The organism is Acinetobacter sp. NIPH 2100 (assembly GCF_000369805.1).
Classification (GTDB): domain Bacteria; phylum Pseudomonadota; class Gammaproteobacteria; order Pseudomonadales; family Moraxellaceae; genus Acinetobacter.
On sequence record NZ_KB850224.1, the window covers coordinates 161034 to 178127 of the forward strand.

Annotated in this window: 18 protein-coding genes and 2 tRNA genes; 11 read left to right on the forward strand and 9 right to left on the reverse strand. The window is 40.0% G+C overall.

The genetic code is table 11. The features are described from left to right. Window positions 1-12: 12 nt before the first annotated feature. The 5 genes from F887_RS17150 to F887_RS17130 form a co-directional block, all read right to left on the reverse strand. Window positions 13-1494 (reverse strand): aldehyde dehydrogenase, encoded by a 1482-nt coding sequence (locus F887_RS17150; RefSeq protein ID WP_005290941.1) that lies wholly within the window; start codon window positions 1492-1494, stop codon window positions 13-15. Window positions 1495-1658: 164 nt separating this feature from the next. Continuing rightward, entirely contained in the window at window positions 1659-2801 is a 1143-nt protein-coding gene (argE, locus tag F887_RS17145; protein ID WP_005290944.1) for an acetylornithine deacetylase, read from the reverse strand. Next, entirely contained in the window at window positions 2794-3780 is a 987-nt protein-coding gene (locus F887_RS17140; RefSeq protein WP_005290945.1) for a LysR family transcriptional regulator, read from the reverse strand. The genes argE and F887_RS17140 overlap by 8 nt, the downstream gene beginning before the upstream one ends. Before the next feature lie 35 nt (window positions 3781-3815). After that, a complete protein-coding gene (locus F887_RS17135) occupies window positions 3816-4487 on the reverse strand; it encodes a DUF1028 domain-containing protein (RefSeq protein WP_005290948.1) in 672 nt (223 codons plus the stop codon). A 14-nt stretch (window positions 4488-4501) separates the two neighbouring features. Further along, complete coding sequence (locus F887_RS17130) at window positions 4502-4915, reverse strand: RidA family protein (RefSeq protein ID WP_005290951.1); 414 nt, start codon at window positions 4913-4915, stop codon at window positions 4502-4504. Window positions 4916-5311: 396 nt separating this feature from the next. On the opposite strand from F887_RS17130, the gene F887_RS17125 reads away from it, so the two are divergent. From F887_RS17125 to F887_RS17110, 4 genes are all read left to right on the forward strand, one after another. Next, entirely contained in the window at window positions 5312-6601 is a 1290-nt protein-coding gene (locus F887_RS17125) for a flavin-containing monooxygenase (RefSeq protein WP_005290954.1), read from the forward strand. A 46-nt stretch (window positions 6602-6647) separates the two neighbouring features. After that, entirely contained in the window at window positions 6648-8051 is a 1404-nt protein-coding gene (locus tag F887_RS17120) for an APC family permease (protein ID WP_005290959.1), read from the forward strand. Window positions 8052-8079: 28 nt separating this feature from the next. Then, window positions 8080-9480, forward strand: coding sequence for an aminotransferase (locus F887_RS17115; RefSeq protein ID WP_005290962.1), 1401 nt, complete (start codon window positions 8080-8082; stop codon window positions 9478-9480). A gap of 197 nt (window positions 9481-9677) precedes the next feature. Then, entirely contained in the window at window positions 9678-10514 is an 837-nt protein-coding gene (locus F887_RS17110) for a TorF family putative porin (RefSeq protein WP_005290966.1), read from the forward strand. Window positions 10515-10606: 92 nt separating this feature from the next. Here the strand turns inward: F887_RS17110 and F887_RS17105 are convergent. Both F887_RS17105 and F887_RS17100 read right to left on the reverse strand, forming a co-directional pair. Next, window positions 10607-10682 (reverse strand) — tRNA-Gly (locus tag F887_RS17105). Window positions 10683-10723: 41 nt separating this feature from the next. Continuing rightward, window positions 10724-10796 (reverse strand) — tRNA-Gly (locus F887_RS17100). Window positions 10797-10986: 190 nt separating this feature from the next. Between F887_RS17100 and F887_RS17095 the strand changes: the two genes are divergently transcribed. The 5 genes from F887_RS17095 (at window position 10987) to F887_RS17075 (ending at window position 13821) form a co-directional block, all read left to right on the forward strand. Continuing rightward, window positions 10987-11295 (forward strand): BolA family protein, encoded by a 309-nt coding sequence (locus tag F887_RS17095; RefSeq protein ID WP_005154402.1) that lies wholly within the window; start codon window positions 10987-10989, stop codon window positions 11293-11295. A gap of 9 nt (window positions 11296-11304) precedes the next feature. Beyond that, window positions 11305-11697, forward strand: a complete 393-nt coding sequence (locus F887_RS17090) for a SirB2 family protein (protein ID WP_005290968.1) — start codon at window positions 11305-11307, stop codon at window positions 11695-11697. 82 nt (window positions 11698-11779) lie between these two features. Then, window positions 11780-12622 carry a ParA family protein gene (locus tag F887_RS17085; protein ID WP_005290971.1) on the forward strand — a complete coding sequence of 281 codons (843 nt, stop codon included), beginning with the start codon at window positions 11780-11782 and terminating at the stop codon, window positions 12620-12622. A gap of 9 nt (window positions 12623-12631) precedes the next feature. After that, window positions 12632-13021 carry a hypothetical protein gene (locus tag F887_RS17080; protein ID WP_005154404.1) on the forward strand — a complete coding sequence of 130 codons (390 nt, stop codon included), beginning with the start codon at window positions 12632-12634 and terminating at the stop codon, window positions 13019-13021. A gap of 209 nt (window positions 13022-13230) precedes the next feature. Continuing rightward, window positions 13231-13821, forward strand: a complete 591-nt coding sequence (locus F887_RS17075) for a LysE family translocator (protein ID WP_005290973.1) — start codon at window positions 13231-13233, stop codon at window positions 13819-13821. A 9-nt stretch (window positions 13822-13830) separates the two neighbouring features. Here the strand turns inward: F887_RS17075 and F887_RS17070 are convergent, their stop codons facing one another. Further along, a complete protein-coding gene (locus tag F887_RS17070) occupies window positions 13831-14469 on the reverse strand; it encodes a DedA family protein (RefSeq protein ID WP_005290976.1) in 639 nt (212 codons plus the stop codon). A gap of 240 nt (window positions 14470-14709) precedes the next feature. On the opposite strand from F887_RS17070, the gene F887_RS17065 reads away from it, so the two are divergent. Together F887_RS17065 and F887_RS17060 are read left to right on the forward strand one after the other, a co-directional pair. After that, window positions 14710-15126, forward strand: a complete 417-nt coding sequence (locus F887_RS17065) for a DoxX family protein (protein WP_005290978.1) — start codon at window positions 14710-14712, stop codon at window positions 15124-15126. 145 nt (window positions 15127-15271) lie between these two features. Further along, window positions 15272-15643, forward strand: coding sequence for a NirD/YgiW/YdeI family stress tolerance protein (locus F887_RS17060; RefSeq protein WP_005290979.1), 372 nt, complete (start codon window positions 15272-15274; stop codon window positions 15641-15643). Between the two features lie 49 nt (window positions 15644-15692). Here F887_RS17060 and F887_RS17055 read toward each other — a convergent pair whose 3' ends face one another. Further along, window positions 15693-16919, reverse strand: coding sequence for a DUF445 family protein (locus F887_RS17055; protein WP_171067418.1), 1227 nt, complete (start codon window positions 16917-16919; stop codon window positions 15693-15695). Window positions 16920-17094 lie beyond the last annotated feature (175 nt).

The following is a 17094-nucleotide window of genomic DNA, read 5'->3' on the forward strand; positions in this document are numbered from 1 at the left end:
AAATTTATAAAATTATAATTGAATCCAAGTCGTTTTCAGTTGAGTGTATTTATCAATTGCATGCAAAGATAAATCACGTCCATAACCAGATTGTTTATACCCTCCGAATGGCGTGCTGACATCCAAAGCATCCACGGTATTAATAGATACTGTACCGACCAAAAGCTGTTGAGCAAGGATGATCGCCTTCTGAATGTCTTTTGTCCAAATTGAGGCGGCTAAGCCATAAATCGAGTGATTAGCCAGTTCTACGGCTTCTTCTTTTGTTTCAAACGTTGTAATTGCGACTACAGGGCCGAAAACCTCATCGTGAAAGATATTAAAATCAGGATTTACATCAGTCAAAATTGTAGGTGCGACATAGCTATCTACATCTAAATGTGCATCTAGATGTAACTCAATAGTATGGGATTGTGCACCTTGCATTTTGGCTTGAGCAATGGCTGCTCGTACATTCATGGCATGTTGACGATCAATCAAACATCCCATGTTGGTATTGGGATCCAAAGGGTCTCCAATTACGAGAGTCTTGGCTTTTTCTATAAATTTTTCTGTAAATTGTTGAGCAATACTTTTTTCTAATAAGATGCGTGAATTCGCAGAACAAACTTCACCTTGATTATAAAAAGCACCGAAAATCGCTTTATCAACTGCTTTGTCTAAATCAGCATCAGCAAAAATAATATTAGCACTTTTGCCACCTGTTTCAGGCCAGACGGGTTTCATATTGGATTCTGCTGAATACGCCAAAAACTTTTTTGCTGTTTCGGTTGAACCCGTAAATACTAAACAATCTACATCAGGGTGGCGTCCTAATGCTTGACCCGTAATATGTCCCAAGCCTGTAACAACTTGGAAAACACCATCTGGAATGCCTGCTTGTTTTGCGAGCTCTGCAAGTTTTAATGCGGTAAATGGCGATTGCTCTGCTGGTTTTAATACCACACAGTTCCCTGTAGCTAGAGCGGGTGCAAGCTTCCAACTGGCTAAATCAAGTGGAAAGTTCCAAGGTACAACAGCAGCAACTACACCAATAGGTTCACGGTTGACCATTGCCAGTTGATCTTTACTTGTAGGGGCAATTTCATCGTAAATTTTATCAATACTCTCTGCATACCATTCAAAACAGAATGCAGCACCAGGAATATCAACATGGAGTGAATCTTGAATCGGTTTACCAACATTTAATGTTTCAAGTAAAGCGAGTTCTTCCGCATTTTCACGAATAAGGTCAGCAAGTTTTTTTAGCTTTTCTTTACGTTCGCGGGGCGATAAACAAGACCATACACCGCTTTTAAACGCATTTCTGGCACATTGAACAACCTGATCAACTTCATCCATATCACATGCAGACATATCAACTAAATGTTCAGCTGTAGCAGGGTTTGATACGCCATAGCTCTGCTTGCTTTTCACATATCCTCCAGCCATAAAATAAGCAGAGGGAAGTTTTATCTGACTAAATTGATTTAACCAATCCTGTTTTAATTTCATTGAATTTCCCTAGAATTCTAGCTACATAGAATATTTAACCGTATTATTTTTAGCTCATTTTGTGAATTCGCTTTATATAAGCCTTGGGTTAAGAAAAAACAAATTAGATATTTAACGTCGGTTTTAGAGCCTAACGCATTATTTAATGAGAAAAATTTCAAATACTAACAACGAATCGCATTGAGTAAGCGGTCAAAGAAATCATCGCATTCCTGCATTTGCGAGATCTCTATATATTCATCTGGTTTATGTGCAACTTGAATAGAGCCGGGGCCACACACTAACACTGCGGAATTCAATTGTTGATGAAACAGCCCGCCTTCAGTGCCAAATGAAATTTTCTGAAGCTCTGCTGCCGGATCAAGTAGGGTTTGTAAGAATTTAACGGCTTGAATTGTTGTTGACGTATTCAATCCTGGATATTGATTGATCTCCTGAAAGCTCACAAATTTTGCATGGGGGCTTTGCTCAATATAGTTAAAAATTTTCTCTTGAACCGAGTTTGTATTTTGTTCAGCGATATTACGAATTTCATAATCTAAAATACATTCGTTCGGGACAATGTTTAAAGCTTTCCCTCCCTGAATTTTTCCAATATGTACCGTGGTAAAAGGGACATCGTAAGCAGGATCTGAAATGGTATCTTCGGCAAGCTGTTTTTGAGTAGACGTAATTGCATCAATAACGCTTTGTGCACAGTGAATTGCATTTACATATAAGGGTGCTAAGGCGGAGTGGCCTTCTTGCCCCTGACAAATTGCTTTGAATACAGCTTTACCTTTATGGCCTGTCGCAATATTCATACTGGTGGGTTCGCCAATAATACATAGCTCTGGTTGAACAATTAATTCAGAGAGTTGACTGAGAATCCCTCGAACTCCAATACAGCCAATCTCTTCATCATATGAAAGGCACAAATGTAGCGGTTTAATCAATGGTTGGGTCTGTGCTGCTTTAAGCATGGCATGCATCGCACAGGCGATAAAACCTTTCATATCCGCCGTGCCGCGTCCATAAATTTTATTATCTTTGATGAATACTTGAAATGGCTCAGTACTCCACGCTTGCCCTGCAACGGGTACCACATCTGTATGCCCAGATAATAAGATACCTGCTTGGTCTTTAGGACCTATACTTGCCAATAAGTTGGCTTTGGTCTGCTCTGTATTAAAGTTTAAAGTAATTCGAATTCCTTCGGGTTCAAGTAAATTTTTTACAAACTGGATTAACTCCAAATTACTTTTATAGGAAGTTGTATCAAAAGCAACAAGTTGCTTGAGTAAGTCAATACTCGACAGATTAGACATCTGAAGAATCCTTGTGAGTTTGGGTTTTAATATGTGGATCATAGAAATGAGCAGAACTCATACCGGGAATAAAGTGATCCGAGATAAAGCTTTTACAACGACTAATAAAAGCCTGTACGACAATATTTTTTGGTACATTTTTGGGTGTCGCAATACCGATATGCATAGGTCGATGCTCATCGGCAATACGAATACGGATTAGGCGTTTACCATCTAGGCTGTAATTGTTTTTAGGGCGGACATTTAAAATTGTGTAGCCAATATTATTGGCAACCATTGAGCGTACAACATCAATATTCTTTGAAGATCGTACAACGTTTGGATTTAGGTTTTGGGTGCGGAATAGCGATAAGAAGTATTCATTACTATGGGGCATATCTAAAAGAATCATTGGGTATTGTGATAACTCTTCTAGTGTTACAGCTGGCAATGTTGCTAAAGGATGTTCCTCACTTACCAGTGCATGCGGTGGCAGTTTAGTTAAAGACTCAAAATGAATAAGATGTTCATCAATATTAAGATCGTAAGTTAAAGCGACATCAAGATCATTCCGTATAAGGGAACTTAGAAGAGCTTGTTGATCATCTTCATAGAGATCTAACGAAACCTGTTTATATAAATTGGAAAATCCATGGATGATATCTGCGTAGACCATTGGTGCAAAAGCGGGAAAGCATCCTAGTTTTAATGGTCCACGTATTGAGCCTGAAAATTCTGCAGCGAGAGAATATAAGCCTGAAGCTTGGTTCAGAATGTGTTTACATTCCAACATGACATTCTTACCTACAGGGGTTGGAATTAAGCCTTTAGCATGTTGGCGAATAAATAATTGGGTTTGTAATTCTGATTCAATATGTGCGATTGCAGCAGAGATTGACGGAGAAGATACATGTATCTTCTCCGAAGCAATAATAATGCTGCCACATTCAGCAGTTGCAACAAAGTATTCCATTTGTCTTAAAGAAATTCGATTTAACACTTTGGATACACCTCCATTGTATACCCCAAAAAGGTTTATTCATTTCCTGGAACACCATAGCTTGGAGCACTTGTTGGATCCAAAGCTCTTAAAACATAATCATCAACTTGAGGTTCATATATTTGCCATAGTGCTATCAGTTCAGAAATGGGTTGATCTGACCAGTCCACTCGCAAATCGATAATTGGCCACTCCAGCTTGTCAACAACTAAGAGACCAGCAGAATGTACATCTCCTGCTTCACCACCTGCCTGTTCCCCAGCTTGTAGGGCATACAGCAGGCGTTCAGCTAAAGAGCCTTTGCTTTGCTCGAACTGTTCTAGCATAGCGCGTGTAACATGATCATTATCAAGTAAATTACCTGCACAAACCACATGTGTCCCAATGTGTTGAGCATATATGCCTAATGTATTTTTCCCGCTAAATGCAAAGGGTGTATTCACCGTATCAAGTAAACTTAATTGGCGGTATTCAATAAAATCAGTATTTTTAGTTAATTCAGTGATCGCATTTTCGGGTGAAATATTATATTTGGCCATTTCAAGTAAAATGCTGGCCAATTGGGGGTCCGTGATATTTTGACTGGCTGCGACACCGACACCAGCCTTGGCTCGTATACATCTCGATGCGACAGCAGGAGAGGATGAACTGATCGCTGCACCGAATTGTCCTGTTTCACTACATCTAGCAATGATTGAAAATGTCATGTTGCTCTCGTTTTTTAGTCTGGGATAACCGCTGTTGCATCAACTTCTACAAGCCATTCGGGACGTGCCAAAGCTGAAACAACGATACCTGTTGAGACTGGATAAACACCTTTGAGCCATTTTCCGACTACGCGATACACATCTTCACGATAACGCGGATCAATGATGTATATGGTAATTTTACAAATATCAGCCAATTCTCCACCTGCTTCCTTGAGCAGCATGTCAATGTTATACATTGCCTGTTCGGTTTGACCGATGACATCAGCAAGAGCAACACTTTCAGAGGTATCGAGGTTTTGTCCGATTTGTCCGCGAAGAAAAACAGTTCGACCACGTGCAACGACAGCTTGGCAAAGATCGTTATCTAAGTTCTGCTCTGGGTAGGTTTTTTTTGTGTTGAATGTACGAATACGAGTATGTTTCACGGCATAATCCTAGGTGAATAATTATGTTTATCTAGTATGCGCAGTTCGTGTGTAGTCACAATTTTTGTTTTCCTTTCTATTAATTTACTTTTTCCGTATTAATCAAAAAATCAAAATTTATTTTTTAAATAGAGTAAATAATTCTATTTATTTCAATTATTTATTCCGTGGCTTCAGGTTTTTTGATTCATTTGTTTTGAATATCCTATTTTCCCTTTGCTTTTTGCCTACCTATATTTTCCTTAAAAGCGTTGTGTGTCGTTTTGATATTTCATTTCCTAAAACAGGAATATCAAGGAAACCCAAACAACATGAAATCGATAGTTGAAAGTGAACCTATTTAAACGTTCACAAAAGTTGTTTTGAACAACTTAAACCATTCGACAAGGAAAAATGATGAGCTTAGATAATTTAGAAATAGATACGGTGGTTGTCGGCGCAGGTCAGGCGGGAGTTGCGATGAGTGAGCACCTGACCGAACTTAAAATTCCACATGTAGTGCTAGAAAAAAATCGTATTGCGGAAGCATGGCGTACGCGTCGCTGGGATTCATTGGTGGCGAATGGACCTTGTTGGCATGATCGATTTCCGAATATGGAATTTGATGCAGATCCAGATACTTTTGTGCATCACGATCAAGTCGCTGAATATTTTGAAAAATATGCCAAGCGATTTAATGCTCCAATTCATACCAATGTTGAAGTTAAAAAAGTCCAATTAAATAAGCAAGGTGCTGGTTTTATTGTTGAAACGTCTGCAGGTACTTTGCAGGCACAACGTGTTGTTGTCGCTACTGGACCTTTCCAAAAAGCCATTATTCCCCCGATTGCACCTAAGAATGATGGTTTATACCAAATCCATTCAGATCAATATAAAAATCCAAAACAGATGCCTGAAGGTGCTGTTTTAGTTATTGGTTCAGGTTCCTCTGGCGTACAAATCGCTGATGAGTTAAATCGCGCGGGTAAAAAAGTGTATTTATCGGTCGGCGCACATGAACGCCCACCACGAGTTTATCGCCAACGTGACAACGTTTGGTGGTTAGGTGTGTTGGGAGGTTGGGATAGCAGTAAGGCAGATACGGGGCCTTTGAAGGGATTGGCTGTCAGTGGTGCACATGGTGGACACTCCATTGATTTTAGACGTTTGGCGTTAGAGGGCATCACGCTGTTGGGGATGACCAAGCAATTCGAAGGTGAAAAAGTTAGCTTCCAAAATGATTTGCAAAAGACCTTACAAGATAGTGATCAGGCTTATTTTGAGTTTTTGGATGCTGCGGATGCCTATGTGCAACGTATGGGGATTGATTTACCTGAAGAGCCCGAAGCCCGGATTGTTTTAAATGATGTGGAATGCATTCAGCGACCAATTTTGGAACTTGATTTAGCTCAACAGGAAATTACTTCAATCATCTGGGCATCAGGCTTTGGTTTTGATTATAGCTGGCTAGAAGTGAATGCCTTTGATCTTGACGGTAAACCACAGCATAAGCTTGGCGTATCCACTGAACCTGGGATTTATTTTATTGGTCTGCCTTATTTATATGGCCGTGGTTCAAGCTTTATTTGGGGCGTCTGGCATGATGCAAAACGGATTGCAGGACATATTGATATTCAACGTAATTATTTAGATTATCGAGATAAAAATCAAAGAAGTGCAATCAATAAACAAGAAAAAACTGCATGAATAAGCACTAAATTAAAACGTTCAATCTCCACACGAGGAGGGGCACATGACGGTAAAAAATAATAAGCAGGGAAGCAGCTCAATTCATCAGGTCAAAGTGGTGAGTAAGAAACAATTAAGCTTGTTTAATTTAATCGCTATTGCGGTTGGCTTAGTGCTATCACAAGGTGTGATGGTGGTTATTCTGCAAGGATTTGGACTCAGTGGCATCAGTTTTTTTATTCCACTCATCATTGGGTTTCTTTTAGCACTCACCTATGCTGCATCTTTTGCGGAGTTGGCGTTGTTAATCCCTAAAAATGGCAGCATTAGTGATTATAGTCTGGTTGCAACAGGGCACTTACCTGCAATGCTTTCGGTCTTCTGCGGCTATATCGTAGTTGCGATGTTCGCTGTTTCAGCCGAGCTCATTTTAATAGATGGTGTTGTACAAAAAATATTTCAGGTTGAGGTTCCATATTTTGGAATTGGCTTTCTTATCTTATTTATGTCAGTCGGCCTAAATCTACTCAAAATCGACATTTTCTCAAAAGTGCAGAATACCTTGGCCTTTGTCATGGTGCTTTTGTTGCTTTTGCTGGGGGTCTGTGCCATTAGCGGTTGGTTCTATCCGCATACGCAAGTGGTTGATTATAAATTTAATGTTGATGGCAATACGATGGCGTTGGTTGCGTTGGCGTTCTGGGGATTTGTGGGGGCAGAGTTTGTTGTTCCGATGATCGAGGAGTCCAAAAACGCGAGTACGAATATCCCAAAATCAATGTATATCGGCTTAACAATAATTTTTATAACCATTTCTTTATATGGACTTGGGGCGCTTTATTTTCTGCCCAAAGAACAGTTGGTTAATTCTCTAACTCCCCACATTGAATATGCAACCGCTGTATTTGGACAGACAGGCTTATTATTTATCGCTGTGGGTGCTGTATTTGCAACTCTAAGTACTTTAAATACGACGCTGGCTGCCTTACCACGTATGTTGCAGGGCATGGCCGTAAATAAACAGGTTTTATCTGTTTTTGCGCACACGAATAAGAAAAATAATGTGCCGTGGGTGGGTGTGTTGTTTATTGCCTTCATCATTATGATACCGATGCTGTTCTCACACAGTGAAACAGAAGTGATCAAAGTCCTTCTCGTAGCAGCTTGTATCTCTTGGTTAATTGCCTATGTGATTGCACATACGAATGTGATTGTTTTACGGAAACGTTACCCGCAGATGGTTCGTCCCTATAAGGCACCTTTTTATCCATTCCTTCAGATTATTGGGATTATTGGGATGATCCTGACGATTTTCTATGCCGTTCCTGCACCAGATTTGAGAGTCAAAGTATTTACTTGGGTCGGTATTGTTATTGGTTTGACGACGATCATCAGCATTTTTTGGATCAAATTGGTCATGAAGAAACAGCTTTTTAAACCTGAATCAATCGAAAGCTTAATGAAATGAAACTAGAATTTTAACAAGGAGTAAGAACATGAATCAGTTATCAACAACACAAATCACTGAAATTTGGCAAAAAGATAAAGACCACCATATTCATCCATGGACTGACTTTTCTACATTTAAAGATGAAGGCGCCATGATCCTTGCACAAAGCGAAGGATGCTATGTTTTTGACGCTGAAGGCAATAAATATCTCGATGGTATTGGTGGTTTGTGGTGCGTCAATGTGGGGTATGGGCGCCAAGAAATAGCAGATGCTATTTCAGAACAAGTGATGCAAATTCCCTATTATTCTGCATTTGGACATCACACTTCTATTCCTGCCGCAAAATTATCAGCAAAAATAGCAGAACTGGCACCAGGAAATCTTAATCATGTGCTATTTGGCTGTGGTGGTTCAGTTGCAAACGATACCGCCGTGCGAGTCATTCACTTTTATTTTAATCAACTGGGTAAACTAACGAAGAAAAAGTTAATTTCTCGAAAAGATGGTTATCACGGCAGTACATACATCAGTATGTCATTAACTGGGGTCGAGTTTGACCATATCGGTTTTGATATCGAGCGTGAATTGGTCCATCACATTTCATGTCCTAATCCATATCGTCGGGCAGAAGGTCAAAGCTTGGAGGAGTTCTGTGATGAAAAGGTACAGGAGTTGGAAAACAAAATTCTGGAATTAGGCCCAGACAATGTCGCGGCTTTTTTTGCTGAACCGATCATGGGGGCAGGTGGAGTCATCGTGCCACCAGCGGGCTATCATAAGAAAACTTTAGAAGTTTGTCGTAAATATGGTGTGCTGTATGTATCAGATGAAGTCGTTACTGCCTTTGGTCGTTTAGGACACTTTTTCGCTTCGGAGTCTGAATTCGGGATTGTTCCAGATATTATTACCTGTGCCAAAGGTTTATCTTCTGGCTACTTGCCTTTGGGCGCAACCGTTATTTCTGATGATATTTATGACGTCATTAGTAAGCCTCAGGCAGATGGTGCGCTATTTACGCATGGTTTTACCTACTCTGGTCATCCTGTTTCTTGTGCCGCAGCCTTAAAAAATATTGAAATTATCGAACGCGAAAATTTACTTCAACATGTGAATGATGTCGGTCAATATTTTGAAGACCAGCTAAAAACCTTGGTGGACTTGGACATTGTGGGTGAGGTGCGTGGTAAGAAATTTATGATGTGTATTGAAAACTTGGCCAATAAGAGAACCAAAGAACTTTTCCCGAGCTCAGTCAATGTCGGATCTCGTATTGCAGATTATTGCCAAAAAGACGGTCTCATTATTCGCCCTGTGGGTCATATGAATATTATGTCTCCACCCTTAATCCTGAATAAAGCGCATGTAGACTTTATAGTCAGAACATTGCGTAAAGCAATTTTAAGCACAATCGCTGATCTTAAAGGCGAAGGTTATTTAGCTGCTTAGATTTTGAAAAGTAAGATTCAAAGCAGAAGTATTTGAATCTTACTTTTCATTTCAAATTAAGTTCTTATCTTGATCACGACGATTGTTTCGAATTTTCTATATCTCTGAATAGTTAACGCTAACCGCAATTGAACGACTTGCTTTTTTAATAGAGGCAGAGGAAGTCACATTCTAAATTTTTAAAAAAGGAATTTTACATGCTGAGATTTCATCAAGGCTTGATGGCAATGCTGCTGTTTTCTAGTTCTGTTTATGCAGAAGATAGTAATAAAAAAATGAATATTTCTGGTTCATTAACATTCGTTTCTGATTATGTTCTGCGTGGTGCGACCAATTATCCTGAGAAATCAGATGCGACTTTACAGGGTGTCTTAACACTGAGTTATGACAATATCTATGTGAGTTATTTTGGCTCTAAGTTGGGTTATTCTTTTTCTGAGTTGCAGCATAAAAATAAAATTTTAAACGATCCTCAATTAACTGATAGTGAGAAAACAGCAGGTATAGATGCATTAACCAAGCCATCATCGGATTACTATGAGCATGATCTTATTTTAGGCTATAAAACTAGCTTAGATAAATGGGACTTAGATTTTAATATGGCGACCTATCTATATCCTGGTGGGGAAAATACAACCAGTGTCGAGATGGGTATCTTTTTGAATCGGTTGTTAAGTGACAGTATTGGGAATAGCATAAATTTTACCCTTCAAACTTATTTAAATGATGTTGTTTATGCAAATCAATTGGATACCTACTTAACCTTGAGCTATCTGCATCCTTTGCCCAATAATTTTAGTCTCGGTCTTTCTAGCGCATTTTCATATTTTAGTGATAATGGGAAATATGAAGGTGGTTTATTTCTGAATACGACTGAAGATTTTGCATGGAGATTTAGTGCTATTGAGTTATCTCGACCAATTTTAAAAGAGCAGAGTGCTTTGGTATCAATGAAGTATATGTTTGGTGGTGAAAATCGCTCTGGAGAAGCGCAGAAGAATATGCCTGTTTTTAGTGTAAGTTATAATTTTTAAAGTGTATTGGCCTTTGTTTAAAAAGCTTGCTGATGATACAAATATTGAAGCAGAAAAAAGCCCTAATCTTTCGACTAGGGCTTTTTTGAATCTGGAGCGGGAAAGGAGACTCGAACTCCCGACCCCAACCTTGGCAAGGTTATGCTCTACCAACTGAGCTATTCCCGCTAATTGAGCAGTTTTTACTAAAACTTACACTAAAAAATTTGAGCGGGAAAGGAGACTCGAACTCCCGACCCCAACCTTGGCAAGGTTATGCTCTACCAACTGAGCTATTCCCGCATGCCGTGTATAATACATTATGCAAAAATAGGGTCAATAATTTTATGCAAAGAAATTGATTATTTGCATAAAATTAAAGCACTTTCAGGCTAAAACAGCATGGGAAAGCAAATTTTTGTACAAAAGTTTCTCTCAGATTCCGCTCATGTATACTAATGAGCTATCTCAATCTGACCTTACAGAGTGACTGATGAACTTAGAACAACAGTTGATTGAACGTTTAAACACGCTAGCACCTACCCATCTTGAAGTGATCAATGAGTCGGCAGGGCATGGTGGATATTTCCCAGGTAAAGAATCACATTTTAAAGTCATCGTGGTAAGTGATGAATTTCAAGGACTGCGTTTAGTACAACGTCATCAAAAAATTTATGCCGTTGCGGCGGAGCTGATGAGTCCTGGTCGCATCCATGCGCTTGCGATTCATGCCTATGTACCGAGTGAATGGCAAGGTGAAGCACCTGCGAGCCCTGAATGTGCACATGCGCCAAAAAGCTAAGGATCAATGATGGACTTACATTTACTCACTAAAATTGTGCATATGTCGGCAGTGAGCCTACTGATCATTGCTTTTGTATTACGTGGTTCAACGTTATTCGTGGGTGTACACGATCAGCAACCGAATCCCAAAGCACGTAAAGGCCTCGTTGGTTTACAACATCTATCTTTGACCTTAATTATTGTGACAGGTGTTGTTTTACTTAGCATGAACAACTTTGATGTGCAGCCTTGGTTTTATGCCAAAGTGATTCTGTTCTTTGTGTTGTGGTCTTCTTTGATCAAAACCTATAAAAAGGACAGCAGCATTTTATTGGAACAACGCCGTGCAGGGTTACTCATCGGTACAGTGGCTATGGTGGGGATTCTCGGCTTAGTGATGATTAAGCCAGTTTTTGCCTGATTGTTTGACACATTGTTTGAGTATTTGTTTTGGCACTAGGTTAAACTGCGTGCAGTTTACAAAAATATTATAGAGGGAAATCATGTTAACGCGTGTGGTGTTTAACCAAAAAGGTGGTGTGGGGAAATCAAGTATTACTGTCAATCTCGCTGCGATTAGCGCGAAACAGGGATTCAGAACCTTGGTGATTGATCTTGATCCACAAGCGAATTCAAGCCAATACCTTTTGGGTGAAGATGCGACCTATTCTGCTGACAAGGCAGCATTAGAGCCAAACATAGAAAATTTCTTTGATGATATTTTAGGGACTACGCAGCAAAAGGGTCTGATCGGAAATGCCATTGGTTCAATCCTGAAAGCACCACGTGGCAAAGGGTTGGACAGTTATGTGCACCGTTCTTCTTTTGACAATCTTGATGTGATTCCTGCAAGCCCAAGCCTCGGTGCATTGGAGCATGCACTGGAAAGTAAGCACAAAATTTATAAATTACGTGATTCGATTCAATCTCTCAGTGCACGTTATGACCGTATTTTTATTGATACGCCACCAGCGTTTAACTTCTTTACTTTATCTGCATTAATTTCAGCAGATCGGGTACTGATTCCATTCGATTGTGATGTCTTTTCAAAACGTGCGTTACAAACTTTGATTGAAAATGTGCTCGAAACCCAAGATGATCATAATGATCGCTTGGAGATTGAGGGAATTGTGGTCAATCAGTTCCAATCTCAAGCAAAATTACCTCGTGAAGTGGTTCAACAGTTAAAAGATGAAGGCCTGCCTGTGCTCGATAGCATGTTGCCGCCATCGATCTTGATGAAAGAATCACATCAAAAGAATTTACCCTTGATTCATTTGGCATCTGACCACAAATTGACCGTCGCTTATGTGACCCTGTTCAATGAGATTGAATCAAAGAAATAAGAGAATCTTATGAAACGCTTATATTGGATGCCTGTTTTGGCAGCGAGCATGTTATTGGGTGCATGTGCATCAACGGTTAAGCCTACCTATGTGTCGCCTACACAATATCAAGCACTCGGCTGCCAGCAGTTGCAAGCAGAGTACAACCGTATTCAGCAATACGTCGAAAATGGTGTACAGACGCCAAAACGTACTGGTGTCGGGGTTGGACTTGGACTTGGTGGCGGCTGGGGTAGAGGCGGTTGGGGCTTTGGTCCATCCATCTCGGTCAATATGGGACAGTCGATGAATACCAAAAATACTGAACTTGCCAATGTACTCGGACAACAAGACGCTATTGTACAAGCAGCAAAATTCAAAGGTTGCCCAATTATTGTGAAGCAACGTCCAAAATCATAAATCTTGAAAACTGATCGTCATGGTTCGCGATGGCGGTCAGCAACTAAATTATAGCAAAATGTTTCAAAATATAATGATAAAAATCATAGGTTTGAAATAAATTACTCCGCAACTTATTGATTTATCTCGCTCACCCACACTGCTAAAATTTGTGTTTTTGCCCTAAATTCGTTTAAGGTGGCGCCCATGTATAGTCGTTCGGTATGTGTATGATTGAGAGTTGGTTTTTTGTTTTGGCAATGTTGGCAGTATTACTAATCCCTGGTCCGACCAATGCTTTGCTTGCCAGTGCAACACATCAACACGGTGTCGCTAAAACCATGACATTTATCCCGATTGAATGGTTGGGATACCTCTATGGTGTGAGTTTATGGGCATTATTCATTCATTTGTTTGACCCGATTTGGCCTGCAATTGGCGCGATTCTACATACGCTGAGCTTGCTCTATGTACTTTGGATGGCTTTTCATCTTTGGAAAGGCTCACATCTACAAAAACTCGATCAACATCACCAGCATATTCGTAAAAGACAATTATTTATCTCGACTTTAAAAAACCCTAAGACGGTATTATTGGCTTCAGGAATTTTCCCGAGTGAAACATGGAATTCGATTGAGCAGGCTGCATTGGTTTTTGCGGTGTTTAGCTTAATCCTGATCCCTGTGAGTATCTTTTGGATGCTGTTTGGACGTGCGTTATTGGCGGGAAGTTTGGTTGGAATCAAAGCCGACCATTTATATAAAGGATCGGCAATGTTATTGCTGATTTGTATGTTGCCAATGATCTTTCGGTTGTTTTAAAAACAGAAACTATTGTGCTTTACGATGACTCATTTTTTGGCGAATAAAGCCAATCACACCCGGTAAGACACTGATAATAATGATACCGAAAATTAAATGAGTGAAGTTATCTTTCACGATTGGCATATTGCCGAATAAATAACCCAGTGTAATGAACGATGCAATCCAGCAAAATGCACCCACCACGTTATAAGTGAGGAAGAATTTATAATTCATGCTCCCTGCACCTGCAACGAATGGGGCAAACGTACGGGCAAAAGGAACGAAGCGGGCAAAAATGATGGTCTTACCGCCATGACGTTCAAAGAACTGCTGGGTTTTAATCAAATGCTGTTTATTGATAAAACGAGAATTGGTTTCAAAAACACGTGGACCAATATAACGACCAATATGGTAGTTCAAGGTGTCACCGAGTACTGCTGCAATAAACAACAAGACACCCAATACCCATGGATCCATTGCACCTGTTGAAGCTGCCAATGCACCTGCAGCAAATAACAAGCTATCGCCTGGTAAAAATGGCATCACCACTAAACCAGTTTCAACAAAAATGATTAAGAATAAAATGGCATAGATCCATACGCCATAATTGGTAATAAACTCTAAAAGGTGTTCGTCAACGTGCAGAATAAAATCAATGAGTTCCATGAAGATGTTAACACTATAAATGTGAGCTAAATCCTAGCAGTGCATCTGTAGAATGTCAGTATAAAAAGCAAATTAATTGGTAACTCTCAGAGATGGGAAATTAAAAACAAAGGGTTAGGGCGAAACGAGTTTTATTGTTTCAAATAAGGAACGATGTGTTAACTAAACTAGTGTTTATTGCAAAATTAAATATACATAAACTTGTTAACAAGTTAAAAAACAAACAGTGTGGAATCAACCATGTTTAATCCGAATGTTGTTGTAAAAAATATCGTAACCCAATCTGGCATCGCAAATGGTGTCATTTTAGTTGCGCGTTTATTAATGGCTTATATCTTTCTTGTTGCTGGTTGGGGCAAGATCGTAGGTTATGCGGGTACCGCAGGCTATATGGAATCAATGGGTGTTCCTGGTGCGCTATTGCCATTGGTGATTCTGATGGAATTTGGTGGTGGTTTAGCGCTATTGTTTGGTTTCCAAACACGTTTTGCTTCTTTGGGTTTAGGGCTTTTCAGTATTATTACAGCCTTTATCTTCCATGCTGGTGCAGAAGATGCCATTAACTTTATGAAGAACTTTGCCATGGCAGGTGGTTTCTTCGCCTTGATGCTCTATGGTGCAGGCCGTTTTAGTCTTGATCATTTGATTGAAAAATAATCATTGCAACCAAGAACCCCGCTTTAATCGGCGGGGTTAAGCGCATGTATCTATTACATAAATTACGCTTGATTACAAACTTAAGCCGACATCATCGGCTATTTCTGTTTAGATTATCAGGTGTTAGAACAAAATAGGACATGAAATGAAAAGAACGATTGCAACTTTTGGGATGGTGGTTTTAACGGGATTGTCTACTGTGACATGGGCAGGTAAAGATGACCATGTGATTGTGCAAGAGGCCGCAAAGAATGTGGTGACAGTGAGTCAGGTTGCCAAACTGAAAGATGAAACTGGCGTGACGCTGACAGGTCAAATCACCAAGCATTTGCAAAGTGATCATTATGAGTTTAAAGACCAGAGTGGCACCATTGGTGTTGAAATTGATGATGATATTTGGCGCCAAGCAGGAATTAAAGTGGGCGATCACGTGCGTTTAGTTGGTGAAGTCGATACGCATCGTTATAAACCGACGGATATTGAAGTGATTAAAATCGAAAAGCATGCGCATAAATAATGCCATTAAAAAAGGAAGCCGAGGCTTCCTTTTTTTATCGTTGAAATGATCAAAGCATAAAATGAATTTGCATTTCCCCGACTAGAAAACCGAGCACAGCACCGACAATAATCAATGACCACTCATCTTCTTTAAAGGCTGGGCGTAGCATGCCTTCAAACTCTTCAGGGCTCAGTTTCTGCATGCGTTCAACTAATGTATTGCGTACATTCATCGCATCTTCAGCATAAGATTCAACATAACGCATGGTATCTGGAAGTTGTTTTAAAATGCGTTCTGCCACTTCTGTCTTCAGATTTTGATATTTTTCACCACCAATGGCATAGACCACCAACGGGCGGACAATACCCGCTTGTAAATCAATTTCTTGCTTGACTTGGCGACTCACTAACTCGATGACTTTATCGGAATGTGTGCCTGAGAAAAGCTCTTCCATCATGTTACGTGAGGTGAGTAGTTGCTTGGAGATGAGCGCTGCATAATCAGCCGCGACTTCATTTTGGCGTTTAATGAATAAACCTTGCCAGGTATAACCCATGATCTTTTTTGGGTATAACGGTCGGAACATCATCTGCAAGGCCATCCAGTCGCTAAAGAAGCCGACAAAGCCGCCAAACATCGGTAGCATCCATGGATATTTGCCTTGGGTCACGATCCAGCACAACATTTGCACCACACCAATCGCGAAGCCAAAAACAAAGCCGACATTACTAAAGAATTTGAATTCCTGTTTGCCGACTTTCTTAAAAATTTCGTTGAGGAGGCGTTTGTCCTTCAGTAGATTGTTGACCACCATATGTTTGATATCGAAGTACTTGGTCACATCCTTTTGTACTTCACTCATGATGTGTTCAACGATTTCAGGCGCTTTGGCCTGAACCCGCTTAATTAGCTTTTGTCTTGCAAACTCGGGCATACCTTCCCATAAGCCTGGCTGATATTGCTGCGCGACTTCTCGGGTAATGTCTTCAGCTGCCGCCAACAAAGGTTTTTCAATTTCTTGGGCAATACGCTTGGGGTCGAGTCGGGCAAAAATTTCTTCAGGTTTGATGAGCTTGGAAGTCATCAATTCCACCGCAGTGGTGGCCATTTTCTCTGCTTTGCGAGGAACAATCCCTTGCCATCCGAGTGGAAGACCAAATAATCGCAATCCTTTAAATTCAAGTGGTGAAAACATCATTTGAATTGCAATGACTTTGGTTACATAACCAATAAAGCCACTGATAAATGGGATTGAGATGTATAACCAGAAATTCTGTTGAAAATCCGCAATCATTTCTTGAAACATTATTTTATTGGTCCTTCAAGTCCTAATTGTTGCTCGTGGTCGGGCAAGCGCTAGATGATAGTTAAATATTTTAAGATATTGGTGATGTACCCATACCTTTAGGTTTTTTAGTTACCTTTTTATTTTTCCTTTGATCAAGGACATCGCAATCGCATAAAAAGGG

Coding starts and splice junctions, on each gene's coding strand:
- F887_RS17115 (WP_005290962.1), top strand. CDS start 8,080: ATGAATCAGTTATCAACAACACAAATCACTGAAATTTGGCAAAAAGAT.
- F887_RS17110 (WP_005290966.1), top strand. CDS start 9,678: ATGCTGAGATTTCATCAAGGCTTGATGGCAATGCTGCTGTTTTCTAGT.
- F887_RS17065 (WP_005290978.1), top strand. CDS start 14,710: ATGTTTAATCCGAATGTTGTTGTAAAAAATATCGTAACCCAATCTGGC.
- F887_RS17125 (WP_005290954.1), top strand. CDS start 5,312: ATGAGCTTAGATAATTTAGAAATAGATACGGTGGTTGTCGGCGCAGGT.
- argE (WP_005290944.1), bottom strand. CDS start 2,801: ATGTCTAATCTGTCGAGTATTGACTTACTCAAGCAACTTGTTGCTTTT.
- F887_RS17070 (WP_005290976.1), bottom strand. CDS start 14,469: ATGGAACTCATTGATTTTATTCTGCACGTTGACGAACACCTTTTAGAG.
- F887_RS17090 (WP_005290968.1), top strand. CDS start 11,305: ATGGACTTACATTTACTCACTAAAATTGTGCATATGTCGGCAGTGAGC.
- F887_RS17055 (WP_171067418.1), bottom strand. CDS start 16,919: ATGATTGCGGATTTTCAACAGAATTTCTGGTTATACATCTCAATCCCA.
- F887_RS17150 (WP_005290941.1), bottom strand. CDS start 1,494: ATGAAATTAAAACAGGATTGGTTAAATCAATTTAGTCAGATAAAACTT.
- F887_RS17120 (WP_005290959.1), top strand. CDS start 6,648: ATGACGGTAAAAAATAATAAGCAGGGAAGCAGCTCAATTCATCAGGTC.
- F887_RS17135 (WP_005290948.1), bottom strand. CDS start 4,487: ATGACATTTTCAATCATTGCTAGATGTAGTGAAACAGGACAATTCGGT.
- F887_RS17080 (WP_005154404.1), top strand. CDS start 12,632: ATGAAACGCTTATATTGGATGCCTGTTTTGGCAGCGAGCATGTTATTG.
- F887_RS17095 (WP_005154402.1), top strand. CDS start 10,987: ATGAACTTAGAACAACAGTTGATTGAACGTTTAAACACGCTAGCACCT.
- F887_RS17075 (WP_005290973.1), top strand. CDS start 13,231: ATGATTGAGAGTTGGTTTTTTGTTTTGGCAATGTTGGCAGTATTACTA.
- F887_RS17060 (WP_005290979.1), top strand. CDS start 15,272: ATGAAAAGAACGATTGCAACTTTTGGGATGGTGGTTTTAACGGGATTG.
- F887_RS17085 (WP_005290971.1), top strand. CDS start 11,780: ATGTTAACGCGTGTGGTGTTTAACCAAAAAGGTGGTGTGGGGAAATCA.